Source organism: Aureimonas sp. AU40 (assembly GCF_001463785.1).
In the GTDB taxonomy this organism is placed as follows: domain Bacteria; phylum Pseudomonadota; class Alphaproteobacteria; order Rhizobiales; family Rhizobiaceae; genus Aureimonas.
Genome location: NZ_BBWL01000035.1, coordinates 66,484 through 89,203, shown reverse-complemented (window position 1 = coordinate 89,203; position 22,720 = coordinate 66,484). Strand labels below are relative to the sequence as shown.

Here is a 22,720-nt window from a genome sequence, read left to right as displayed (position 1 = left end):
GCGAGGATCGGCTTTCGAAACCGCCACGCTTCGCTATGCGCCCCTCGCTCGACGCTGGGTCCCGACGGGCGAGCCGAAAGAGCGGTTAGCCTGCCTGCCGCAGACTGCTGCCGCGCTAGGAACTTGCCGCGCGCATGCCGCCGCCCTCTCCTGGCCAAGACGAACATCCCGCCTAACGCCCCTCGAACCGTTTTGGGAATTGGCGGGCAAAGAGCGGGCGCGAGATGTGGGATGTTACGAGGCGCGCCGCTTCGGGATGAGAAGGCGCAGCGGCAAGGATCGGCAACCCTCCAAGCGGAAGGGCGAAACTTCGTATGCGCCTACGCAGGTCTGATCCGCTTGCGCGACACGCCTTTCCCCCCGAGCGAAGGCGAAGAGGCACCGATGGACCAAAGCTCCGAGCGGACTCCAACCGACGCAGCCCAACCAAAGGTACATCGCAGCCGACACACGCTAAACATCATGTAGACGCTGAGGCGCACCTTGCGAGACGCCATCCCGTGAATGGCGGCATCGCTCTCTTTGGAAGACGCGCTGTTCTATCGGGAGGACCAGACGCCGCCCCTTCCCTCCCTTCCCTCCCTTCCCACCCTTGCCTCCCCAGCCCCGATCGCTATCTCTTGGCCACGGAGGGACGACCCTTCCCGCCCGGCCTCGGCCGGGACGGCTGATCCGCTCGGGACGACCCGGCCTTTTCAAAAAGGGTCCTCCCATGGCCTATCTCCTTCTTCTCGTCGCCGGCCTTCTGGAAGTCGGCTGGGCGTTCTCCATGAAACAGTCGGACGGGTTCTCGCGCCTCGGGCCGACGCTCCTGACCTTCGCGCTCATGGCGGCGAGCTTCGCGCTTCTGTCGCTGGCCATGCGCAGTTTGCCGCTCGGCACGGCCTATGCGATCTGGACCGGCATCGGCGCGCTCGGTGCCTTTCTGGTTGGCATTCTCGTGCTCGGCGAAAGCGCCAATCCGATGCGGCTTCTGGCCGCCCTACTCATTCTCGGGGGTCTCGTGCTCATGAAGGTGTCGACGCCCGCATGATGCGTGAGAACGGCTGGTTCCATCGGACGAGGGCGGCTAGAAGGTTTCACGTGAAACACCGGGGACCTGCATGACGTCTTCCTCCTCCCGCACGCACATCGTCGAAGCCAAGCTGGCGGACGTGGTTCGACAGGCCGTCGAGGCGCTCGCGCCGGGCTTCGCCGTCCGCCTGTGGACGGGCGAGCGCATCGGGCCGGCCAGCGGCCCCGTTCTCACCATTCGCAGCGCCACCACCCTCGCCCGCCTCGCCTTCCGCCCACGGATCGACACGCTGGTGGCGCTGTGGATGGACAAGAGCCTCGATATCGAGGACGGCACGATCTTCGACATCGCCGAGGCGCGCGCGGGAACGAGCTCGCGCGGTGTGCTCAAGCGGCTGGACAAGTGGCGCCTCGCCAAGGCTCTGCCGGCGCTTCTCTCCCTGCGCAGGCTCGCCAAGGCCGAGGCGGACGAGGCGAAGGTCGGCGCCGATGCCGGGGCCAGCGGCTCCACCAAGGCGGCGATCCAGTTTCACTACGACGTGTCGAACCGCTTCTACGGCCTCTTTCTGGACGAGCGCATGGTCTATTCCTGCGCCTATTTCACCGAGTGGCACGACGATATCGACCGCGCCCAGCGCGACAAGCTCGACATGATCTGTCGCAAGCTACGGCTCCAGCCGGGCGAGCGGATGCTCGACATCGGCTGCGGCTGGGGCGCGCTGCTGATCCACGCCGCCCAGACCTACGGCGTCACCGGCCATGGCGTGACGCTCAGCCAGGCGCAGTTCGACCTCGCCACGGAGCGCGTGCGCGCCGCCGGCCTAGAGGATCGGATCACGATCGAGCTGAAACCGTTTCAGGAACTGACGGGGACCTTCGACAAGATCTCCTCCATCGGCATGTTCGAGCATGTCGGCTTTGCCAACCACGACGCCTATTTCGGCGCGGTGAAACGGCTGCTGCGCCCGCGCGGCCTTTATCTCCACCACACGATCGCCCGGCCCGCGAAGAAGGATTTCAAGACCTTCACCAAGGGCTCGCGTGAGTACCGCGCGCTCACGCGCTACATCTTCCCCGGCGGCGAGCTCGACTGGATCGGCCATTCGCTCCAGAAGCTGGAGGCGAACCGGTTCGAGGTGCACGACGTCGAGAACTGGCGCGAGCATTACGGGCGCACCTGCCGGCTCTGGGCGCTACGTCTTCAGGCGCGGATGGACGAAGCGGTGGCCGAGGTCGGCGAGCCGCAGGCCCGGCTCTGGCTGCTCTATCTAGCCGGCTGCGCCCTGGCCTTCGAGCGCGGCACGGTGATGATCAACCAGACGCTGGCCTCCAAGCGCGACAAGGGCCCCTCCGGTCTGCCGCCGACCCGCGCCGATCTCTATCGCTGACGCCCGCCCTTCCGCCTTTCTGGCGTAAGCGGTTTCGTCGGCCCTTCGCATCGCTGCGCTGCGGGAACAGGAAGGCTCCCGAAGAGTTGATCCCGGCGTGAGCGCGAAGCGCGCGAGGCGAGCCGGAGGGTTGGCATGTTGGACGAGGAAAGGCCGGGAGCCGCGCCGAGGTCGAACGGCGAGGGCGAGCGCTATCCCTGGAACGAGGGCAATCTCGAGTCCCGCACCGGCGACGCCCCGCCTCGGCGCGATCCCGCGCCCAAGCCAGGCCGGAGCGAAGGCGCCGGGGAAAGCGACGCGTCCAAGTCCGACGCTGATGCAGAAACTAATGCCAAGCGCCCGTCCCTCCTGAGGCGCCATCCGTTCCGCATTCTCCTCGCCGTCCTCCTCGTCGCGCTCGCCTGCGCCGGGGGCTATTGGTACTGGCTGGTCTATTCCCATCCCTTCGAGACCACCGACGACGCCTTCATCGACTCGCGCCAGTTCGCCGTTTCGCCGAAGATCCCCGGGGCCATCGTCGAGGTTCCGGTGGAGGACAACCAGCATGTGAATGTCGGCGACACGCTGTTCCGCATCGACCCGCGCGACTACGAAGCCGCGCTGGCGGAGGCCAAGGCGCGCGTCGCCGCCGCGCAGGCCGCTGTCAACGGGGCGGACGCGCAGATCGCCGCTCAGCAGGCGCAGGTCGAGGAAACCCGCTCGCAGGTCGAGCAGGCGCAGGCGAGCCTCGAATTCGCCAAGCAGGAAGCCGCCCGCGCGCAGGAACTCGTTCGCTCGGGCGCCGGCACGGTGCAGACGGCCCAGCAGCAGACCTCGAACCTTCAGCAGCAGGAAGCGGCGCTGACCCGCGCCCGCGCGGGCGTCGTCTCCGCCCAGAAGCAGGTCGGCTCGCTCCAGGCGCAGAAGGCGACCTCGCTCGCCGACCTGCGCGAGGCCGAGGCGCAGCAGATGCAGGCCGAGCTGAACCTCACTTATGTCACCGTCCAGGCCGCGCAGCCCGGCCGCCTCGTGCGCCTGACCGGCGCCGTCGGCCAGTATGTCCAGGCCGGGCAGAGCCTTGCCATGTTCGTGCCCGACGAGATCTGGGTGACCGCGAATTTCAAGGAAACGCAGATCACCGACATGCGCCCGGGCCAGCCCGTGGACATCCGCATCGACGCCTATCCCGACCACGAAATCCGGGGCCATGTGGATTCCGTGCAGCCGGGCTCGGGCACCGCCTTCTCGCTCCTGCCGGCCGAGAACGCGACCGGCAACTACGTGAAGGTCGTGCAGCGCGTGCCGGTGAAGATCGTCGCCGACAACTGGCCGACCGACGTGTCGATCGGCCCCGGAATGTCGGTGGTGCCCACCATCACCGTGCGCCCGAGGGACTGATCCGATGGCCGCAGCGGCAGGCGCCTCGGCCGGGCGGCCGAGCAATCCGTGGCTGATCGCCGTGGTCGTGTCGATCGCGACCTTTATGGAGGTTCTCGACACGACCATCGCCAACGTGGCGCTGCGCTACATCTCGGGCGGGCTCGGCGTGTCCTCGGACGAGGCCTCCTGGGTGGTCACGACCTATCTCGTGTCCAACGCCATCGTGCTCACCGCTTCCAGCTTCATCGCCAAGCGCTATGGGCGCAAGCGCTTTTATCTCGCGTGCCTCGCGCTCTTCACGGTCTCCTCCGTCCTGTGCGGCCTTGCCTGGAACATCGAGTCGTTGCTCTTCTTCCGCGTGCTCCAGGGTTTTGCCGGCGGCGGCATGGTGCCGATCTCGCAGTCCATCCTCGCCGACAGCTTTCCGCCGGAAAAGCGCGGCCAGGCCTTCGCGCTGTTCGGCGTCGCGGTCGTGGTCGCGCCCGTGATCGGCCCGACGCTCGGCGGCTGGCTGTCGGACAACTACTCCTGGCACTGGTGCTTTCTCATCAACGGCCCGATCGGCATCCTGGCCTTCGCGCTCGTCTGGCAGCTGGTGACGGAGTCGGACGAGACGCGGCGCGAGCGGGCGGAGCTGAAGCGCCGGGGCGTGCCGTTCGATCTCGTCGGCTTCCTCTCAGTCGCGACCTTTCTCGGCGCGCTGGAGCTGATCCTCGACCGCGGCCAGACGGAGGACTGGTACGGCTCGACCTTCATCATCGTCTCCACCGCGGTCTGCGTCCTCGCCTTCCTGTTCATGGTCCCTTGGGAGCTGAAGCACCGAAATCCCGTGGTGGACATCCGCATGATCTGGAGCCGGCAGTTCGGCTCCTGCTTCCTCGTGATGATGGCGACGGGCGCGATCCTGATCGCCACCACGCAGTTCCTGCCCGAGCTTCTGCAGACCTTCTACGGCTACACCGCGACCTGGGCGGGCCTTGCGCTCTCGCCGGGCGGCGTCGTCACCATGACAATGATGTTCGTGGTCGGGCGTCTCACCAGCGTGGTGCAGCCGAAATATCTGATCGCGCTGGGGGCCGCGATCGTCGCCGGCGCCATGTGGGACCTGACGCGCCTGTTCCCCGATCTCAACTTCGGCTTCTTCGTCTGGTCGCGCATCTATGTCGGCCTCGGCCTGCCGCTGATCTTCATCCCCATCACCACGGCGTCCTACGACGGCATTCCGCCGGACAAGACCGACCAGGCCTCGGCGCTCATCAACGTGGCGCGCAATGTCGGCGGCTCGATCGGCGTCTCGATCGCGCAGAACACGCTGGCCTTCCGCGAGCAGTTCCACCAGAGCCGGCTGGTGGAGCATATCGTGCCGAGCGAGCCGGCCTATCAGCAGACCATGCAGACGCTGACCTCCTACCTGCGTTCGCAAGGCCTGTCGGCGGCCGACGCGCAGTCCGGCGCCATCGCCGTGATCGGCCAGACTCTGCAACGCCAGGTCGGCACGCTCGCCTATATCGACGTCTTCCACGTGCTCATGCTGATCTCGGCCGCCGCCGTGCCGCTGGCCCTGATCCTGCGCAACGTGAAGCTCGGCGGCGGCGCCCCGGCGGGCGGGCACTGAGAGCCTGTTTGGAAACGAAGAAGCCCCGCCGGAGCGGGGCTTCTTTCAGCGTAGACTGGAGAGACCAGGGTCAGGCGTGGATGGGACGGGCGCGGGGCGCCTCGGCCGCATCGCCCTCGTCCGCGAAGCCGAGCTCCGCGCCGCTGCGCCGGGTTTCGGCCCGGACGAGGAAGCGGATCTCCTCGCGCAGCAGGGCCAGTTCCTCGCCGAGCAAGGTGATCTGGGCTTCCGCGCGCAGGTTGGTCTCGTAGTCGAGACGGGCCTCGAACCGATCCTTCGCCGCCTGCCGGTTCTGGCTCATCATGATGACGGGTGCCTGCAGCGCCGCGACCATGGAGAGCACGAGGTTCAGGAAGATGAAGGGGAACGGATCGAAGGCGTTGGCGGCGAGCACCACCGTATTCAGGACGGCCCAGCCGACCAGAAAGACGGTGAAGCCGATGATGAAGCTCCAGGAGCCGCCGATCACGGCGACCCGGTCCGCCAGACGCTCGCCGAAGGTCATGCCGTCGTTGAACATCTCGTTGGGATCGCGCATGCGGGAGGCACGGCGGAGCTGATAGGCGACGAAACGGATTGCCGTGTTCATGGCTCACCTCACATGTCGCGACGGGCCGCAGCACCGGTCGCGAGGTGAGCCGGATGGATCAGCTCAGCGACAGGCTCTGCGGCAGACGCGATCGACTGGGATCGTTGTTGCTGGGCATGATCCTTGGGGACCGGTTGGTAATGGGGAGCGCCGGGCGCGAAGGCTTGCAGCGCAAGGGGGAAATGAACCCGAACGCGGGCCGGGTCAAGCCCGTCCTGCGGCCTCGCGCCAAGCTGTCCGAAAATTTAGAAAGGGCGTCGCCGAGCGGCCTCGGCTGACCGGCCGGGCGAGCGCCCAGCGAAAAGGCCGCTCCCCTTTCGGGAAGCGGCCTCCGTGATATCAGTCATGCCGGGGGTCGTCGGACCGCTGCCGGATCGACATATCGTTTACGCGTTCGAAAGAGGCTGCTCCTGCAAACCCGTGAGATACAAAGACCCAACCGGCATTTGGAAATCACTCGACATTGGATCACCTCCTTTCGCTTCGTTGAACACGAGACAGAGAATGGGGTGATGCGAAGCGATGCGCAAGGCCCAAGAGTGCGTCATCGCGCCCCGCCTCTTTTGGCCGGCGCTTCGCAGGGCGTTGGGGCGGGGTTGCGCATCTGAGTCGAGCGAGTGGAGCTTTTTGCGTTCATCACGGCATCGGTATCGAAACTGCGATCGGGAGGCGGATTTGGACACAAACCACCCGTCCTGCGTCTTCAGAGGTTCATGAGAATGACGGGCGTCCTAGCCCGCATCCACGATGAATATGCGCGCTTCCTGTGCTTCGCCGCGTTCGATCTTGATCGGTGCCTATTCGGCCGATCGGTAAAAGGCCAACGCCTCGGCAAGGGTCGCGAGCTCGAAGATGCCGGCGATCGGCAAAGGTTCCACGTCCCCTTCCAAGGTCTGCCCCACCGGGCCGAAGTGAACGAGACGTCCGCCCGCGGCCGGTAGCGCCGCCCGGAAGCGCGGTGTCTTTCCCGCTCACGCCTTCAGCGCCGCCGCGATCTCCTCGATCAGCGCGTCCCGGCCGATGCCCGTCAGGAAGGGCAGGCCCTTGAAGACCGGCTTTCCGATGTCGTCGGGCACCGGAGTGGTGGCGACCACGAGGTCGGCGTCCTCGGCCAAGCTGCGCACCTCCGTCGCCTTGCATTGCCGGATCTCGACCGGAATGCCGCGTTCCTGCATGGCCTCCTCGATTGCCACGGCGACGACGGTGGAGGTGGCGACGGCGGTGCCGCAGGCGATCAGAATGGTCTTCTTGCGCATGGGGTCGTCCAATCTTGAAAGGGAAGAGGTCAGGCGGCGACGAGGGAAAGAACCTCGTCGGGCGTCTGGGCGGTGAGGATGCGCTCCAGCGCCCGCTGGTCCTGCAGGAAGCCCATGATCGCCTGGAGAAGGGCGATCTGGCCGTTCTTGTCCGAAATCGCGAGGGCGAAGACGATGCGCACGGGCAGCGCCTCGTCGGGATCGTCCATGCTGGCGAAGCGGACGGGCTCGCGCAGAACCGCCAGCGCCACGGCGGGGGCGATCACATGCTCCCGGTCCGTGTGCGGGATCGCGGCGTTGATCGCGCCGAGCGGCAGGCCGGTCGGCATGGTGCGCTCGCGCTCGATCACGGCCGGGCCGTAGCTCGGCCGCACCCGCCCCGCCGCCTCCAGTCGCTCCGCCAGAAGCGTGATGGCTTCCTCCGCCGAGCGCGCCTCGGCCCCCAGGAGGATCAGCGACGGGTCGAGATGAGTTCGCAGCATGGTGTCTCCTCGACGGGTCGGTGGATCAGCGCGGCGTGACGGCGGGCGCGCCGGGGCCGCGCGAGAGCGGCGCGGGTTCCGCCGGCTCCTCGCCGCCCGCCAGCCTGTCGAAGGCACGGGGCGCGGCGCGGTAGCCGAACAGGAGCGCGAGGATCGCCACCAGCACGAGGCCGAGACCCATCAGCCCCCATCCCTCGGCCGCCCGGATCACGAGATAGGGGAGGTAGAGGAACCCGTCCACGACGCTGGTGATGGCGCTGGCCTGCGGGGGAATGGCGAAGCCCGATCCCGCTGCGGTCGCCGTCATCAGCGGCGAAAGCGCCATGCCGACATAGAAGCCGAGCGTCAGCGTCACCGTGCCGATCACCACCATGCGGAAGACGTTTCCGTTGACGATGGGCGCGGCCATGGCGACCACGAAGGGGATGACGGCGAGATCGGCGAAGAGGATGATGCGGTTGCCCGGCAGGATCAGCGACAGGAGAATGGCGATCGGCACGAGGATCAGCGAGCTCGCGATCGCCGCCGGGTGGCCGATCAGGATCGCGGAGTCGAGCCCGACATGGATCTCGCGGTCTCCCGCCCGCTTCTGCACGAAGGAGCGCGCCGCCTCCGAGACCGGGATCAGCCCTTCCATCAGGATCTTCACCATGCGCGGCAGAAGCAGCATGACGGCGGCAAGATTGACGCCCGTCTGCAACGCCTTGGTGATGACGGTGCCGGCATCCGCGCTGCCGGCATAGGCGACGAGGCCGAGCACCAGCCCGATGACGAGGCCCATGACGATCGGCTCGCCGAACACGCCGAGTCGGCGCTGCACGGTCTCGGTGTCGATGCGGATGTCGCGGATGCCGGGAATGCGGTCCATCAGCCAGTTCAGCCCGATGGCGACCGGCACGATCTGCGCGGAGGCGAGATGCGGCACGGAGACGCCCGGCACGCCGTAGAACCGCTGCACGCCCTTGGCAGTCCAGTCCGCCAGCACCAGCGACAGGGCCGCCATGAGGGCGGCGGCGAGGAGTCCGTAGCCGAGGCTTCCCGTCGCCGCCGTCACCAGCGAGCCGACGAAGGCGAAGTGCCAGAAGTTCCAGACATCGACGTTCAGCGTGCGCGTCAGCCCGGAAAAGAGCAGCGCCACGTTGACGAGAATGCCGATAGGAATGACCCAGAGCCCGACCGAGGAGCCGAAGGCGATCGCGGCGGCCGAAGGCCAGCCGACATCCACGATGTCGCGCTGCATGCCGGTGTTGGTGACGATGGCCTGGGCCACCTGCCCCAGCGTCGTCAGCATCAGGCCGAGCACGAGATTGATGCCGACGAAGGCGACGCCTATGGTGAGGCCGGCGCGAAAGGCCCGGCCCGGCTTGGCGCCGAGCACGAGGGCAATCGCGAAGATGAGAATGGGAAGGAGGACGGTCGCGCCGAGCGCGTCCACGACCCCCTTCAACAGGCCGAGCATGTCGTTCATCGTGTCCTCCCGAAGCACAAAGGCTTGCCGGGGCGGCGCGGCTTCAAGCTTTCCGTCTTTCCTCCCCAAGAGGAAGTGGAACACTTGTCCTGATGGTTATCAAGTTGTTCAAACAGACGAGTCCCCGCTTTTCCCTTGCGCGTCTCGCCTTCGGCTCAATCGCCTGACGGCCCGGTCGGCCGGGGATATCGGTCAAAGCGCGTCGCCGGCCCGGCGGTGGCAAGCCGGCCCTTTCCTCAGAGGCCGAGCGTCCATGGAAAAAGGGGGCCGAAGCCCCCTTCCCGCTTAGCGCTTGGGTTCGGCCCGGCTCAGGCAGCAGCGGTCTTGCGGTTCTGCCGGTTGCCGACGAGATCGTCCACCACGGCGGGGTCGGCGAGCGTCGAGGTGTCGCCCAGCGCGCCGAAATCGTCCTCCGCGATCTTGCGCAGGATGCGGCGCATGATCTTGCCCGAGCGCGTCTTGGGCAGGCCGGGCGCGAACTGGATCTTGTCGGGCGAGGCGATGGGGCCGATCTCGTTTCGCACATGGGCGACGAGCTCTTTCTTCAGCTCCTCCGAGGGCGCCTCGCCTTCCATCAGCGTGACGTAGCAGTAGATGCCCTGCCCCTTCACGTCGTGGGGATAGCCGACCACCGCCGCTTCCGAAACCTTGGGGTGCGAGACGAGCGCCGACTCCACCTCGGCCGTGCCCATGCGGTGGCCCGACACGTTGATGACGTCGTCCACCCGGCCGGTGATCCACCAGTAGCCGTCCTCGTCGCGCCGCGCGCCGTCGCCGGTGAAGTACTTGCCGGGATAGGTCGAGAAATAGGTCTGCTCGAAGCGCTCGTGATCGCCGAACACGGTTCGCATCTGGCCAGGCCAGCTGTCGGTGATGCAGAGATTGCCTTCGGTCGCGCCCTCCAGCACCTTGCCCTCGCCGTCCACCAGCTGCGGCTGGACGCCGAAGAAGGGGCGCGTCGCCGAGCCTGGCTTGAGATCGGTGGCGCCGGGCAGCGGCGTGATGAGGATGCCGCCCGTTTCGGTCTGCCACCAGGTGTCGACGATCGGGCAGCGCTCCTCGCCCACCACGCGATAATACCAGTTCCAGGCTTCCGGGTTGATCGGCTCGCCGACCGAGCCGAGAACGCGGATGGACTTGCGCGAGGACTTGGTGACGAACTCGTCGCCCGCCCCCATCAGGGCGCGGATGGCGGTCGGCGCGGTGTAGAAGATGTTGACGCCGTGCTTGTCGACCACCTGCCACATGCGCCCGGCGTCGGGATAGTTCGGCACGCCCTCGAACATCAGGGTCGTGCCGCCGTTGGCGAGCGGGCCGTAGACGGTGTAGCTGTGGCCCGTGACCCAGCCGACATCGGCCGTGCACCAGAAGACCTCGCCCTCGCGATAGTCGAAGACGTATTGATGCGTCATCGAGGCCCAGACGAGATAGCCGCCCGTCGTGTGCAGCACGCCCTTGGGCTTGCCGGTGGAGCCCGAGGTGTAGAGAATGAAGAGCGGGTCCTCGGCCCCCATCTCCTCCGGCGGGCAGTCGGCGGATACCGTTTCGCGCGCCTCGTGCCACCAGACGTCGCGCCCGGGCGTGACCGGCACCTCGGCGCCGGTGCGCCGGACCACCAGCACCTTCTCGACCGCGTGGCCGCTCTTGGCGGCGATCTCGATCGCCTTGTCGGCATTGCTCTTCAAGGGCACCTTGCGCCCGGCGCGCAGGCCCTCGTCGGCGGTGACGAGGATCCTGGAGCCCGAGCCCTCCATGCGCCCGCCCAGCGCATCGGGCGAGAAGCCGCCGAACACCACCGAATGCACCGCGCCGATGCGCGCGCAGGCGAGCATCGCCACCGCCGCCTCGGGGATCATCGGCATGTAGATCGACACCCGGTCGCCGCGCCGGGCGCCCATGTCCTTCAGGACGTTGGCCATGCGGGAGACTTCGCCGTAGAGCTCCCGGTAGGAGATGGCGCGGGACTCGGACGGATCGTCCCCTTCCCAGAGAATGGCGGTCTGGTCGCCGCGCTTGTCGAGATGCCGGTCGAGACAGTTGGCTGAGAGGTTGAGCGTGCCGTCCTCGAACCATTTGATCGAGACGTTGCCCGGCGCGAAGGAGGTGTTCTTCACCTTGGCATAGGGCTTGATCCAGTCCAGCCGCTGCCCGTGCTCGCGCCAGAACCCGTCGGGATCGCCGACGCTCTTCTCGTACCAGCTGGCGTAGTCGGCTTGCGTCAAAAGCGCGCCGGCCTTCCATTCGTCCTTGACGGGCAGCGTCGTCATCGTCTCGTTTCCTCCCAGACATCGGCGGCGCGCGTTGGCGCGCGACTCAGCCTCCGGCGGAGTCTAGAGCGCTTCAAGCGGCGAGGAAACCTTGTGCCGCGACCCGATCAGTCTTCCCGCTTCACCGGGCCGCCGAGCACGTCGTCGATATAGAACTCACGCACGAGCGTGCGCACCACGGCGACCACGGGCACGGCGAGAACGAAGCCGAGAAGCCCGAACAGAAGCCCGAAGATCACCTGCGCGCCGAGCGTCAGCGCTGGCGGCAGCGAGGTCGTGTAGCGCTGGGCGATGGGCTGGGCGACATTGCTCTCCACGCCCTGAATCAGAAGGTAGAGGCCGAGCGCCCAGAGCGCCATGTCGACGCCCTGCGCGAGCGCGGCCAGGACGATGATCGCCCCTGCCACGAAGGCGCCCACCGTCGGCACGAAAGCGAGAAGGCCGGCCTGGAGCGCCAGGAGAAAGGCGTTGTTGACGCCGATCAGAAGCAGTCCCGCCCAGGAGACGGTGAAGATCAGCGCCATGGAGATGGCGTCGCCCGCCACCCAGAGGATCAGCGAATGGGCGGCCTTCTTCAAAACCGCCGAGACGCGCGCCCGCTTCTCCTTAGGAAACAGCGACACGACCCCGTCGCGGTAGACGCCTGGTTGCCAGGACACGAAGATGGCGAGAAACAGCACCACGAAGAAATTGCCCACCGCGCCCAGCGCGCCGAACAGCGCCTGCCCCGCCGAGGAAGCAAGGCCCGACGGCAGGAGATCCTCGAAGGATTTCGAGCCCGAGCCGGGGTCCACCGGCAGGCCCATTTGCTGCAGCGAATGCAGGAGCTTGTCGGCCTGCTCGCGCACGCCGGCCAGAAGATTGTTGAACTCCTGCACCAGCGCGATGCCGCCCCAGGCGACGGGGGCGAGGATCATGGCGAAGGTCAGGAGATAGACCAGGAGCAGCGAGGCCCAGCGCGGCAGGCCGAGGCGCTGGAACAGGCGCGCGACGCCGCAGAAGATCGCCGCCAGCAGCAGCGAGGCGAAGATCAGGAAGAAGCCCGTGGCGGCATAGGAGAACACCACGACGGCCAGGATCATGCCGAGCACGATCGCCGCGATCGACACCGTGCGATAGGCCACCGGACGCGGCGTCGCGGCCGGCGTGGGCGCGGGGCCGGACGAGGAGCTGGAAAAGGGATTCTGCACGCGGCCGCACTCCTGACAAAACACGCGCCCGAACGACGCGGCCGGAAACGCGCCGGCAGTGCGACCAATATTGCTCTCGCATCGGCGAAATCGAGAGTGGCGCCGTTCGGGTTGAGCCGCGGGACAGTGAGGCCACCGACGGGTGAAGCGGTTGGTCGTTTACCGGCCGGGCCGTCATCCCCGCTTTGCCAAATCCCGCTAGGCCTGCCGCATGCACGATGACGACCTGCCTCCTTCCGAAGCTGTGCTCCACCGGCTGTTGCGCGAGCAGGCGCCCGACTGGGCCGGACTGCCGATCCGCCCTGTCGTTTCTTCGGGAACGGACAATGCGCTGTTTCGCATCGGGGATCGCACAGTTCTCCGCCTGCCCCGTCGTGCTTCGGCGGTGCCGCTTCTTGCCAAGGAACTGGACTGGCTGCCGCGCTTGCGCGGCCTGCCGCTTGCCGTTCCTCGTCTGCGATTGCGCGGACGGGTCGATCTGGGTCTGCCCTGCGAGTTCGGCCTCTTCGACTGGATGGAAGGTCGGATCGCCTCTCCCGACGCCATCGCCGACCCCGCAGCCGCCGCCCGTGCGCTCGCTGGCTTTCTGCAATCCCTCCAGTCCATACCCAGCGAAGGCGCGCCCCTGGCAGGCGAGCGCAACAGCCGGCGCGGCGTTCCGCTTGCGGAGCTTTCGGACCGAACGCATCCAGCGATCGAGGCTGTCGCGGACGAGATCGACGCGCCCCGGGCCCATATCCTTTGGGAGCGGGCTTGCTGTGAGCGCTACATGGGACCGAGCGTCTGGCTGCACGGGGATCTGAAGGCCGATAATCTTCTCGCGCGGGACGGGGTCCTCGCTGGGCGTCATCGATTGGGGCCTTTCGGCGGTGGGCGATCCAGCGGCCGATTATGCCAGTGCATGGTCCTGGGTCGATCCATTCGCTCGCGAGACGTTTCGCGACGCCTGCGCGTTGAGCGAGAGCGATTGGCTCCGGGCCAAGGGCTGGGCGCTCTATGCCGCCGTCATCGCCCTCGCCTATTATCGGGACGGTCGGAACGAGGCTTTGTGCCGGCAATCGCGGCTGACCCTGTCGCGCATGGACCTGTTGCTCTGATCCCGTGAAGGGGTCGGATCGTCTATCGGTCGTCCAACGGCTGAAACCGGCTCGCTCTCGGGACGGAACGGCAGCAACGTTACAGCGGCTCACATTTCTGTTACGGGCAGGGTGAGACAGTGAAGGATCGCCGTTCCATGGAAGCCGTGCTTGCTCCCCTCGTCGCCAGCCTCGTCACCGTCATGTCCGCCGGCGGGTTGGTCGGCGTCGCCGTGTTAATGGGGCTGGAATCGGCCTGCCTGCCGCTACCCTCCGAGATCATCATGCCCTTTGCCGGCTATCTCGCCTCGACCGGGCAGTTCAGCCTTCTGGCGGCCGCGCTGGCCGGGGCGATCGGCTGCAATATCGGCTCGCATCTCGCCTACGAGATCGGCGCGCGGGGCGGGCGGCCCTTCGTGGAGCGGTTGATCCGCCGGGCGCATTGGGGCACCAAGGAGCTGGCGCTGTCGGACCGGTTCTTCGCCCGCTACGGCTCGCTCGCCATCTTCATCGGCCGCCTCCTGCCCGTGGTGCGCACCTTCCTGTCGCTGCCCGCCGGCATCGCGCGGATGAACCTCTGGCGCTTCCACCTCTACACGTTCACCGGCTCGTTTCTGTGGTGCTACGCCCTCGCCTGGCTCGGCGCGCGCCTCGGCGAGCACTGGAACGACACGCCCTGGGTCAAGACCGCTTTCCACGTGGCCGACGCGCTGGTGATCCTCGCCGTCATCGTCGGCGCCGTCTGGTTCTGGCGCAGCCGACGCCGCAGCCGCGCCTGAGCGTCGTCTAATCGCGCGAAGCTCCGGCTTACGAGCGTGAGCCGAAGATCGCCGAGCCGACGCGCACGCTGGTGGCGCCGAAGGGGATGGCGCGCTCGAAATCGCCGGACATGCCCATGGAGAGCTTCTCCACTCCCGCCTCGCCCGCGATCTTCTCGAGCAGCGCGAAATAGGGACCGGGATGCTCCTCGGCAGGCGGAATGCACATGAGACCTTCGACCGCGAGGCCGTGCGCCTCGCGGCAGTGCTTGACGAAAGCCACCGCCTCGCGCGGCGGAATGCCGGCCTTCTGCGCTTCCTCGCCGATATTGACCTGGACGTAGAGACGAAGCGCCCTGCCCTGCTTCTGCATTTCCTTGGCGATCTCGGCGGCGATTTTCTCGCGGTCCACCGTCTCGATCACGTCGAACAGCGCCACAGCCTCGGCCGTCTTATTGGACTGGAGCGGGCCGATGAGGTGGAGTTCCAGATCGGGAAAGGCCTCGCGCAGCGCCGGCCACTTGCCCTGCGCTTCCTGAACCCGGTTCTCGCCGAAGACGCGCTGCCCGGCCTCCAGCACGGGGCGGATCTCCTCGGCCTCGAAGGTCTTCGACACGGCGACGAGTTGGACGCTGCCCGCCAGGCGCCGGGCCTCGGCTTCCGCCTCGCGGATGCGGGCGCGGATTTCGTGAAGGCGGTCGACGGCGGTCTCGCTCATGGCATTCCTTGAAGAAAAGGCGGTTTTTCTCTATGTTGAGGAGTGGGTGCCGGAGCGCTAACTCCGACACCCTTCGCCTTAGATGATCAGTCGGACCCGGAGACAGACTTGCCAGCCTCTCCGGGTCCGTTTCATCTCAAGCGTGACGCTCAGCGGAATCATCCACATCGCTTGTCACTCCCTGGAAGGCAAAGCCCATGCCGAGGCCACGGTGGCTCATCCTCCATGGTGCGCGAGGCTGGCGGCACGCGTCTGCTTCTTCCATCCGGTCCCGGTTATGCGGTCTGACGCAAAGCTTGTGAAGGGCGGGTTTAGGCAATATTGACAGGGCACCCCGCGCCACGCTTCGGCGCCCCCGCCCGCCCGCATCATCCGCACGAGACGTCTTCCGCAATGGCCATCGAACGATACAATCCCCGCGCCGCAGAACCCCGTTGGCAGGAGCGCTGGGCTTCCGAGACGCTGTTCGAGACGCGGAGCGACGCGCCGGGCGAGAAATACTACGTGCTGGAAATGTTCCCCTATCCCTCGGGGCGCATCCACATGGGCCATGTCAGAAACTACGCGATGGGCGATGTCGTCGCCCGCTACAAGCGCGCCAAGGGTTTCAACGTCCTGCACCCGATGGGGTGGGACGCGTTCGGCATGCCCGCCGAGAACGCCGCGATGCAGAACAAGGTCCACCCGGCCAAGTGGACCTACGAGAACATCGCCACCATGCGCGGGCAGCTGAAAAGCATGGGCCTGTCGCTCGACTGGTCGCGCGAGTTCGCGACCTGCGACGTCGACTACTACCACCGCCAACAGATGCTGTTTCTCGACCTGCTCGAGAAGGGCCTCGCCTATCGCCGCAAGTCCAAGGTCAACTGGGACCCGGTCGACAACACCGTGCTCGCCAACGAGCAGGTAATCGACGGGCGCGGCTGGCGCTCGGGCGCCCTGGTCGAGCAGCGTGAGCTGACGCAGTGGTTCTTCCGCATCACCGACTATGCCGACGACCTGCTCGCCGCGCTGGACCACCTGCCCGGCTGGCCGGAAAAGGTGCGCACCATGCAGCGCAACTGGATCGGCAAGTCGGAAGGTCTATTGGTCCGCTGGGCGCTGGCCGAGGGCTCGGCAAGCGCCGACTTGACCGAGGTCGAGGTCTTCACCACGCGGCCCGACACGCTGTTCGGCGCGAGCTTCCTGGCGGTCGCCGCCGACCATCCGTTGGCCAAGCGGGCGGCCGCGAGCAATCCCGAGCTCGCCGCCTTCATCGAGGACGTGAAGCGCGGCGGCACTTCGGCGGCCGAGATCGAAACGGCGGAAAAGCGCGGGTTCGACACGGGTCTGCGCGTCGCGCATCCGTTCGACGCCGGCTGGACGCTGCCGGTCTATGTCGCGAATTTCGTGCTCATGGAATACGGCACCGGCGCGATCTTCGGCTGCCCCGCGCACGACCAGCGCGATCTCGACTTTGCCCGCAAATACGACCTGCCCGTGACGCCCGTCGTCCTGCCAGAGGGCGCGGACGCGGCGAGCTTCACGGTGGACAACACCGCCTATGACGGCGAAGGTCGCCTGTTCCACTCGCGCTTCCTCGACGGGATGACGCCGGCAGAGGGCTTTGCCGAGGTCGCCCGGCGCCTGGAGAGCGCGGTGCTGAACGGCCGTCCGCAGGCGGAGCGCAAGGTCAATTTCCGCCTGCGCGACTGGGGCGTGTCGCGCCAGCGCTATTGGGGCTGCCCGATCCCGGTTCTCCATTGCGAGGCTTGCGGCGTGGTGCCGGAAGCGCGCGAAAACCTGCCCGTGCGCCTGCCCGACGACATCGACTTCGACAAGCCGGGCAACCCGCTCGACCGCCATCCGACCTGGCGCCAGACAAGCTGCCCGCAATGCGGCGGCCCGGCCCTGCGCGAAACCGACACGATGGACACGTTCGTCGACTCGTCCTGGTACTTCGCGCGCTTCACCGCGCCGCACGCGAACGAGCCGACGGACCCGCAGATCGCCAATGCCTGGCTGCCGGTGGACCAGTATATCGGCGGCATCGAGCACGCGATCCTGCATCTTCTCTATTCCCGCTTCTTCACGCGGGCGATGCGCGCCACCGGCCATGTCGATCTGGACGAGCCGTTCAAGGGCCTGTTCACGCAAGGCATGGTGGTGCACGAGACCTATCGCGCCCTGGGGGACGGAGCCCGTGAGTGGGTGCCGCCTTCCGACGTGGTGATCGAGGAAGTGGACGGCGTGCGCCGCGCCAGGCGCCTGTCCACCGGGGCCGAGATCGAGATCGGCTCGATCGAGAAGATGTCGAAGTCCAAGAAGAACGTCGTGGACCCCGACGACATCATCGCCTCGCTCGGTGCCGACACGGCGCGCTGGTTCATGCTCTCCGACTCGCCGCCTGAGCGCGACGTGATCTGGACCGAGGCGGGCGCCGAGGGCGCGCATCGCTTCGTCCAGCGCGTCTGGCGCCTCGTGGCCGAAACGGCCGAGCATCTCGGGCCCGCCGGCGCGGACACGGACGCCACCCCGAGCGACGCGGCCAAGCTCGTCCGCCGGGCGGCGCACCGCACGGCGGCGGGCGTCGGAGACGATATCGAGCGGCTCGCCTTCAACAAGGGCGTGGCGCGGCTCTACGAGTTGGTGAACGCGCTGTCCGCCGCCTTCACGCCGGAGGCGCTGGCCGCCGACAGCAGCCTGCGGGTGGCGGCGCGCGAATCCCTCTCCATCCTCGTGCGCCTCGTCGCGCCGATGATGCCGCATCTGGCGGAGGAATGCTGGCAGGCGCTGGGCGAGCCCGGCCTCTGTGCCGCGCAGGGCTGGCCGACGATCGACGCCACATTGCTCGTCGACGACGAGATCGTGCTGCCCGTGCAGATCAACGGCAAGAAGCGGGGCGACATCACCGTTCCCGCCAAAGCCGAGAAGGGCGAGATCGAAGCGGCCACCCTGGCGCTCGATTTCGTGCAAGATGCGCTCGCCGGCGCCGCGCCCAAGCGGATCGTCGTGGTGCCCGGGAGGATCGTCAATGTCGTCGTCTAGCGTCCGCCGCTCGCTGAAAGTCCTGCCGCTGGTGGCAGCCGCCTGGCTCCTGGCCGGCTGCACCGCCGGCCCGCTCTACGGCACGACGCATCTCGACCCCGCGACGGGCGCGCGCGCCAATGCGCTGGTCGGGCTGAAGGGGCGCATCTCCATCACCCCGGCGCAGACGCGCACCGCCCAGGTCTTCCGCAACGCCATGCTCTATGCGTTGAACGGCGCCGATCCGGTGCGCGAGCCGCTTTACGAGCTGCGCCCCGTCGTCACCGCGTCCGACCAGATCACCTCGCTGGAAGCGGGCACCGGCGCGCCCGCCGCCAGCCTCTACCGCATGACGGTGGACTACGATCTCGTGCGCCTCCGCGATGGCGTTTCGCTCACCAAGGGCCAGCGCTTCGCCATGGTGCCCTATGACCGCACGCAGCAGCTCTATGCCGCCGAGCGCGCGGTGATCGACGCGCGCGAGCAGGCCGGCAAGGCCGTGGCCGAGCGCATTCTCGCCGTGGTGGCGCCCGTGCTCCAGCGCGACGCGACGGGCGCGCCGGCTGTGACCAAGTAGGCGCGCGGGCGAAGCGAGGGCAGGGCACATGGCCCAGAAGAAGGCCGGCGAAGTCGAGGCGTTCCTGTCTCGCCCCGACACGTCCTTTCCCGTGGTGCTGCTCTACGGCCCCGATCCGGGGCTAGTGTCGGAGCGCGCGGCGACCGTCGCCAAGCTCAGCGGGGCCGATCTCGCCGATCCCTTCAGCACCGTGGTGCTGAACGCCGACGATCTCGAGCGCGACATCGGCCGCCTGTTCGACGAGGCGCGCACGATGTCGCTCTTCGGCGGGCGCCGGCTGATCCGCGTGCGCGGCGCGGGCGCGGGCAAGAACCTCGCCGACGCCGTGGCCGACCTTGCCGCCGACCCGCCTGCCGGGGCGACGATCGTGATCGAGGCGGGGGACCTGAAGAAGACCGCGGCCCTGCGCCAGCAGATCGAGCGCGGGCGCGCCGCCATGGCGCTGCCCTGCTACCAGGACGAGGCGCGCGCGCTCGACCGGATGATCGACGAGGAACTCGCCGCCGCCAACCTGACGATCGACCGTCCCGCGCGCGAGGCGCTGCGCGACCGGCTGGGCGCCAATCGCTTGGCGTCGCGCGGCGAGGTGCAGAAGCTCTGCCTCTACGCGCTCGGCAAGGGGCAGATCGCCGAGGAGGATGTCGAGACCATTGTCGGCGATGTGTCGGCCGATACGGTGGACGAGACGATCGATGCCGCCGCCTCGGGAGAGGTGAAGAAGCTGCCCGAACTGATCGAGCGTCTTCTGGCGTCGGGCACATCGACCTTCCAGCTTCATTCCGCGCTCTTGCGCCATTTCCACGGGTTGCAGCTGATGCGCGCCGAGGTGGAGGAGGGGGGCGCGACCGTCTCGGCCGCCGTGGAGCGCCGCCGCCCGCATTTTCGCCGCAAGCCCGCATTCGAAGCCGCGCTCGGAGCCTGGACAGGCGAGGCCATAGCCCGCACACTCCAGCGCATCGAGGCCGACATTCTCCTCTCGCGCCGCGAAAGCGCGCTGGCCGTCACCGTGATGCGCCGGACGCTGACCGACATCAGCGTGGAAGCGGCCAAGCTGCGCACGCGCGGACGACGCTAGAACCCATCCGGGCAAAGCGGACAGGTTTCGCTGTTGGACAGTGCGAAAGGTCGGGAAACATGGAGGCCGTTCCGTAAATCCGGATTCGTGGGAAAGACCGTGAAGACGCGAACTGCCCAAAGCTCGGCTCAACTGAGCGGTGAACGTGGCCCGCACTCCCATCGACCCGTCCGCGCGCCGGACCTTATCCTCTCGATCACCCCGAGAGATCGCCAACAGACCAGGAGACGAAGCCATGCCCCCTTTCGCATCGCTGGGACCCACTACCATCCTGCTCCTCACGCTGGGGCTGACGCTCACCGCCGCGCCGGCCAGGGCGCTCGACTGCGACAGCGCGCAGGACCAGGCGAGTCTCAACTTTTGCGCGGGACGCGCCTATAGCGAGGTCGATCACAAGCTGAACGATCTTTATCGCACGCTGAAGGACCGGCTCGCCGGCGACCACGACAGGCTGGCAAGGCTGGTCTCCGCGCAGCGTGCTTGGATCGCCTTTCGCGACGCCGAATGCGACTTTGTCGCCTCCGCCACCGAAGGCGGCAGCGTCCAGTCCATGGTGCATGCAGACTGCCTCAGGACCGAGACGGAACAGCGGATCGAGCACTTGGAAAGCTACGCGAACTGCGAGGAAGGGGACCTCAGCTGCCCCGTCCCGGCCGCCGCCTCGCAAGCGAATTAGCCGGCTTACCAAGAGGCGTCCCTCATGGCGAGATGGCCGAGCTTGTCGCAGCTGCGCACCTTCCTGGCCGTGGTGGAAACCGGCACGCTGTCGCTGGCCGCAAAGCGTCTCCACCTGGCCCAGCCCGCCGTTTCCCAGCAATTGCAGGAGCTGGAGCGCCTTCTCGACGTGCGGGTTCTGGACCGCGCGGCGGGGCGGGCGCAGCCGACCCCGGCGGGCGAGACGCTGCTCGAGCCGGCGCGCCGGGCGCTAGCCGCGATGGAAGACGCGGTGGAGGCCGTGTCGCGCTTCGGCAGCGAGGAGGCCGGGCGGCTACGCATCGGCACGGGCGCCACGGCCTGCACTTTCCTCCTGCCGCCGGTTCTCTCCAATCTTAAGAGCGACATGCCGGGCCTGGACATCACCGTCGCCATCGGCAACACGGTGGACATCCTGCCGCGCGTCGAGGCGGGGGAGATCGATGTCGGTCTCGTCACCTTGCCCGCGCCCTCCAGCCGGGCGCTGGAGACGACGCTTCTGATGCGCGAGCCGCTTTTGGCCCTATTTCCGGCCGGTGCCGCCGTGCCCGATCACGTGACCCCAAGTGCTATGGCGGCCGAGCCGTTGATTCTCTACGAGTCCGGCGGTCACACGCGGGGCGGGCTCGATCGCTGGTTCGGCGAGGCCGGACTTGCCCCCAGCCCGATCATGGAACTCGGCAGCGTGGAGACGATCAAGCGCATGGTGGCGGTCGGGCTCGGCGCCTCGATCCTGCCCGGTCTGGCGCTGGCCGAGCCCATCCCCGGCACGATCTGCCGTCCCCTCGACCCACCCCTCTGCCGCGAACTCGGCCTGACGCTCCGCGCCTCCAAGATCCGCGACCGGGGCCTGCGCCTCTTCCTGCGCCGCCTGGAGGAGATCGCGGCAGCCGAGCCTCTGGCGCGGGTCATCGGCTGAACGGTTCGAGCGGCTGCACCCGAGCCGCTGCACGCTTCGGTTTCCGATCATCTGCGCCTATCGCGCGGCGACGCGGGCGAGACCGTCCCGTCGTTCTGTCGGCTCGACGCCGGAGAGGGTCGAACCCGATCGGATCGGGCGCCAGCCAAGACCGGCCACAACGCCGGAACGGGCGAGGGATAGCTCGCCGCCTTGGCTCGCCCTCGCGCCCTTACAGGCTGCGAACGCGCGGCTCGGACTCGCTGCCGACCCGCGTCTGGAGCAGGCGGCAGAGATGGTCGAGCTGGTCGAGATGACGGAAGTCGAGGCGCATGGTGCCGCCTTCGGCGCGCAGTTCGATCGAAACAGGCAGGCCGAGCGTGTCGGAGAGAAGCTTCTCCAGCGCCTGCGTGTCGCTGTCGCGCACGTCGGCTAGCGAGGGCTGAGGCGTGGAGACGCGGCGCTTGGGTGCGCCGCCGCGCGGCGGGGCAGGGGGCGCCAGCGGCTCGCCGCGCGCCAGCGTCTCGGCCTCGCGCACGCTGAGGCCGCCGTCCACGATCTGCCGGGCAAAGGCTTCCGGGTCGTCCTGAGAGACGGCGGTGCGGGCGGCGCCTGCGGAAAGCTCGCCCTTGACCACCATGTCCTTGACGCTGTCGGGCAGTTTCAGAAGGCGCAGCGTGTTGGCGACATGGCTGCGGCTCTTGCCCAGGATGTCGGCGAGGTCGGCCTGCGTGTAGCCATGCTCGTCGATCAGCATCTGGTAGCCCATCGCCTCTTCGATCGGGTCAAGATCGGCGCGCTGGACGTTTTCGATGATGGCGATTTCCAGCGACTCGCGGTCGCTGATCTCGCGCACCACGACGGGCACCTGCGAAAGGCCCGCTTCCTGCGCGGCGCGCCAGCGGCGCTCGCCAGCCACGATCTCGAAGCGGCCGCTCGCCAGCTTGCGGGCGAGGATCGGCTGGACCACGCCATGCTGGCGGATCGAGGCGGTGAGTTCCGACAGGTCCGTCTCGTCGAAGCGGCGGCGCGGATTGCGCGGGTTGGCGACGAGTTCGCCCACGGCGATCTTGCGCTCGCCCGGCTCCTCCACACGCGCCGCACCCGGCAGCGGGAAGGGGGTCGCGGCGCGGGAGGGAACGGCGGAGGAGGCCGAGCCGCCGATCAACGAGGCGAGGCCCCGGCCCAGACGCTGGCGTCCCTTGTCTTCGCTCATTCTCTTGGCTCCTTGCGGATGGCTCCGCTTCTATCCTTGGCGGCTCGCAGCCGCGTCCTGTTCGTTTCGGGTGCG

Annotated in this window: 20 protein-coding genes and 1 pseudogene; 13 read left to right on the top strand and 8 right to left on the bottom strand. The window is 67.8% G+C overall.

What is annotated here, in order from left to right; all coding sequences use genetic code 11:
- The first annotated feature begins 712 nt into the window (after positions 1-712).
- The 4 genes from AUL32_RS12150 to AUL32_RS12135 all read left to right on the top strand — a co-directional run bounded on the left by AUL32_RS12150 (position 713) and on the right by AUL32_RS12135 (position 5,376).
- Entirely contained in the window at positions 713-1,033 is a 321-nt protein-coding gene (locus AUL32_RS12150; RefSeq protein WP_062115270.1) for a DMT family transporter, read from the top strand.
- Positions 1,034-1,103: 70 nt separating this feature from the next.
- The gene (locus AUL32_RS12145; RefSeq protein WP_062115267.1) at positions 1,104-2,402 is read left to right on the top strand and encodes an SAM-dependent methyltransferase; all 1,299 of its coding nucleotides are present in this window, start codon (positions 1,104-1,106) and stop codon (positions 2,400-2,402) included.
- A gap of 135 nt (positions 2,403-2,537) precedes the next feature.
- The gene (locus AUL32_RS12140; RefSeq protein WP_062115264.1) at positions 2,538-3,779 is read left to right on the top strand and encodes an HlyD family secretion protein; all 1,242 of its coding nucleotides are present in this window, start codon (positions 2,538-2,540) and stop codon (positions 3,777-3,779) included.
- A gap of 4 nt (positions 3,780-3,783) precedes the next feature.
- Positions 3,784-5,376: a DHA2 family efflux MFS transporter permease subunit gene (locus AUL32_RS12135; protein ID WP_062115262.1), complete on the top strand. Its 1,593-nt coding sequence runs from the start codon at positions 3,784-3,786 to the stop codon at positions 5,374-5,376.
- 70 nt (positions 5,377-5,446) lie between these two features.
- Here AUL32_RS12135 and AUL32_RS12130 read toward each other — a convergent pair whose 3' ends face one another.
- Entirely contained in the window at positions 5,447-5,965 is a 519-nt protein-coding gene (locus tag AUL32_RS12130; RefSeq protein WP_062115260.1) for a DUF1003 domain-containing protein, read from the bottom strand.
- Positions 5,966-6,018: 53 nt separating this feature from the next.
- Here AUL32_RS12130 and AUL32_RS12125 point away from each other — a divergent pair, with 53 nt between their 5' ends.
- Positions 6,019-6,243 (top strand): hypothetical protein, encoded by a 225-nt coding sequence (locus AUL32_RS12125; protein WP_062115257.1) that lies wholly within the window; start codon positions 6,019-6,021, stop codon positions 6,241-6,243.
- Between the two features lie 693 nt (positions 6,244-6,936).
- On the opposite strand, the gene AUL32_RS12120 is transcribed toward AUL32_RS12125, so the two are convergent.
- The 5 genes from AUL32_RS12120 to AUL32_RS12100 all read right to left on the bottom strand — a co-directional run bounded on the left by AUL32_RS12120 (position 6,937) and on the right by AUL32_RS12100 (position 12,628).
- Complete coding sequence (locus AUL32_RS12120; protein WP_061973263.1) at positions 6,937-7,221, bottom strand: PTS sugar transporter subunit IIB; 285 nt, start codon at positions 7,219-7,221, stop codon at positions 6,937-6,939.
- Positions 7,222-7,250: 29 nt separating this feature from the next.
- On the bottom strand, positions 7,251-7,703 hold the full coding sequence (locus tag AUL32_RS12115; RefSeq protein WP_062115254.1) for a PTS sugar transporter subunit IIA: 453 nt from the start codon (positions 7,701-7,703) through the stop codon (positions 7,251-7,253).
- A gap of 25 nt (positions 7,704-7,728) precedes the next feature.
- On the bottom strand, positions 7,729-9,171 hold the full coding sequence (locus AUL32_RS12110; RefSeq protein WP_062115251.1) for a PTS galactitol transporter subunit IIC: 1,443 nt from the start codon (positions 9,169-9,171) through the stop codon (positions 7,729-7,731).
- A gap of 308 nt (positions 9,172-9,479) precedes the next feature.
- Positions 9,480-11,438, bottom strand: a complete 1,959-nt coding sequence (gene acs / locus AUL32_RS12105; RefSeq protein ID WP_062115248.1) for an acetate--CoA ligase — start codon at positions 11,436-11,438, stop codon at positions 9,480-9,482.
- A gap of 107 nt (positions 11,439-11,545) precedes the next feature.
- Positions 11,546-12,628, bottom strand: a complete 1,083-nt coding sequence (locus AUL32_RS12100; RefSeq protein ID WP_061973256.1) for an AI-2E family transporter — start codon at positions 12,626-12,628, stop codon at positions 11,546-11,548.
- A 211-nt stretch (positions 12,629-12,839) separates the two neighbouring features.
- Between AUL32_RS12100 and AUL32_RS26435 the strand changes: the two are divergent.
- From AUL32_RS26435 to AUL32_RS12095, 3 genes and pseudogenes are all read left to right on the top strand, one after another.
- Positions 12,840-13,557 (top strand): annotated as a pseudogene (locus AUL32_RS26435) (phosphotransferase); the annotation flags it as partial.
- Positions 13,558-13,581: 24 nt separating this feature from the next.
- On the top strand, positions 13,582-13,725 hold the full coding sequence (locus AUL32_RS26430) for a hypothetical protein (protein ID WP_244497844.1): 144 nt from the start codon (positions 13,582-13,584) through the stop codon (positions 13,723-13,725).
- A gap of 137 nt (positions 13,726-13,862) precedes the next feature.
- Positions 13,863-14,483, top strand: coding sequence for a DedA family protein (locus tag AUL32_RS12095; protein ID WP_062115245.1), 621 nt, complete (start codon positions 13,863-13,865; stop codon positions 14,481-14,483).
- Positions 14,484-14,511: 28 nt separating this feature from the next.
- Here the strand turns inward: AUL32_RS12095 and AUL32_RS12090 are convergent, their stop codons facing one another.
- On the bottom strand, positions 14,512-15,180 hold the full coding sequence (locus AUL32_RS12090) for a YggS family pyridoxal phosphate-dependent enzyme (RefSeq protein ID WP_062115241.1): 669 nt from the start codon (positions 15,178-15,180) through the stop codon (positions 14,512-14,514).
- Between the two features lie 393 nt (positions 15,181-15,573).
- On the opposite strand from AUL32_RS12090, the gene leuS reads away from it, so the two are divergent.
- The 5 genes from leuS to AUL32_RS12065 all read left to right on the top strand — a co-directional run bounded on the left by leuS (position 15,574) and on the right by AUL32_RS12065 (position 21,450).
- Complete coding sequence (gene leuS, locus AUL32_RS12085) at positions 15,574-18,207, top strand: leucine--tRNA ligase (RefSeq protein WP_062115238.1); 2,634 nt, start codon at positions 15,574-15,576, stop codon at positions 18,205-18,207.
- Positions 18,194-18,763, top strand: coding sequence for a hypothetical protein (locus tag AUL32_RS12080; RefSeq protein ID WP_062115235.1), 570 nt, complete (start codon positions 18,194-18,196; stop codon positions 18,761-18,763). Before leuS ends, AUL32_RS12080 begins: the two co-directional genes overlap by 14 nt.
- Before the next feature lie 28 nt (positions 18,764-18,791).
- A complete protein-coding gene (gene holA / locus AUL32_RS12075; protein WP_062115232.1) occupies positions 18,792-19,838 on the top strand; it encodes a DNA polymerase III subunit delta in 1,047 nt (348 codons plus the stop codon).
- 235 nt (positions 19,839-20,073) lie between these two features.
- Positions 20,074-20,514: a lysozyme inhibitor LprI family protein gene (locus AUL32_RS12070; RefSeq protein WP_156421447.1), complete on the top strand. Its 441-nt coding sequence runs from the start codon at positions 20,074-20,076 to the stop codon at positions 20,512-20,514.
- 24 nt (positions 20,515-20,538) lie between these two features.
- Positions 20,539-21,450: a LysR family transcriptional regulator gene (locus AUL32_RS12065; RefSeq protein ID WP_082659595.1), complete on the top strand. Its 912-nt coding sequence runs from the start codon at positions 20,539-20,541 to the stop codon at positions 21,448-21,450.
- A gap of 211 nt (positions 21,451-21,661) precedes the next feature.
- Here AUL32_RS12065 and AUL32_RS12060 read toward each other — a convergent pair whose 3' ends face one another.
- Positions 21,662-22,645: a ParB/RepB/Spo0J family partition protein gene (locus AUL32_RS12060; RefSeq protein ID WP_062115226.1), complete on the bottom strand. Its 984-nt coding sequence runs from the start codon at positions 22,643-22,645 to the stop codon at positions 21,662-21,664.
- Positions 22,646-22,720 lie beyond the last annotated feature (75 nt).

Excerpts from the sequence above, each read along its gene's own strand:
- AUL32_RS12145 (WP_062115267.1), top strand. The coding sequence starts at position 1,104 with ATGACGTCTTCCTCCTCCCGCACGCACATCGTCGAAGCCAAGCTGGCG.
- AUL32_RS12095 (WP_062115245.1), top strand. The coding sequence starts at position 13,863 with ATGGAAGCCGTGCTTGCTCCCCTCGTCGCCAGCCTCGTCACCGTCATG.
- acs (WP_062115248.1), bottom strand. The coding sequence starts at position 11,438 with ATGACGACGCTGCCCGTCAAGGACGAATGGAAGGCCGGCGCGCTTTTG.
- AUL32_RS12080 (WP_062115235.1), top strand. The coding sequence starts at position 18,194 with ATGTCGTCGTCTAGCGTCCGCCGCTCGCTGAAAGTCCTGCCGCTGGTG.
- AUL32_RS12060 (WP_062115226.1), bottom strand. The coding sequence starts at position 22,645 with ATGAGCGAAGACAAGGGACGCCAGCGTCTGGGCCGGGGCCTCGCCTCG.
- AUL32_RS12130 (WP_062115260.1), bottom strand. The coding sequence starts at position 5,965 with ATGAACACGGCAATCCGTTTCGTCGCCTATCAGCTCCGCCGTGCCTCC.
- AUL32_RS12070 (WP_156421447.1), top strand. The coding sequence starts at position 20,074 with ATGCCCCCTTTCGCATCGCTGGGACCCACTACCATCCTGCTCCTCACG.
- AUL32_RS12140 (WP_062115264.1), top strand. The coding sequence starts at position 2,538 with ATGTTGGACGAGGAAAGGCCGGGAGCCGCGCCGAGGTCGAACGGCGAG.
- AUL32_RS12120 (WP_061973263.1), bottom strand. The coding sequence starts at position 7,221 with ATGCGCAAGAAGACCATTCTGATCGCCTGCGGCACCGCCGTCGCCACC.
- AUL32_RS12090 (WP_062115241.1), bottom strand. The coding sequence starts at position 15,180 with ATGAGCGAGACCGCCGTCGACCGCCTTCACGAAATCCGCGCCCGCATC.
- leuS (WP_062115238.1), top strand. The coding sequence starts at position 15,574 with ATGGCCATCGAACGATACAATCCCCGCGCCGCAGAACCCCGTTGGCAG.
- holA (WP_062115232.1), top strand. The coding sequence starts at position 18,792 with ATGGCCCAGAAGAAGGCCGGCGAAGTCGAGGCGTTCCTGTCTCGCCCC.
- AUL32_RS12125 (WP_062115257.1), top strand. The coding sequence starts at position 6,019 with ATGGATCAGCTCAGCGACAGGCTCTGCGGCAGACGCGATCGACTGGGA.
- AUL32_RS12110 (WP_062115251.1), bottom strand. The coding sequence starts at position 9,171 with ATGAACGACATGCTCGGCCTGTTGAAGGGGGTCGTGGACGCGCTCGGC.
- AUL32_RS12135 (WP_062115262.1), top strand. The coding sequence starts at position 3,784 with ATGGCCGCAGCGGCAGGCGCCTCGGCCGGGCGGCCGAGCAATCCGTGG.
- AUL32_RS12150 (WP_062115270.1), top strand. The coding sequence starts at position 713 with ATGGCCTATCTCCTTCTTCTCGTCGCCGGCCTTCTGGAAGTCGGCTGG.
- AUL32_RS12065 (WP_082659595.1), top strand. The coding sequence starts at position 20,539 with ATGGCGAGATGGCCGAGCTTGTCGCAGCTGCGCACCTTCCTGGCCGTG.
- AUL32_RS12115 (WP_062115254.1), bottom strand. The coding sequence starts at position 7,703 with ATGCTGCGAACTCATCTCGACCCGTCGCTGATCCTCCTGGGGGCCGAG.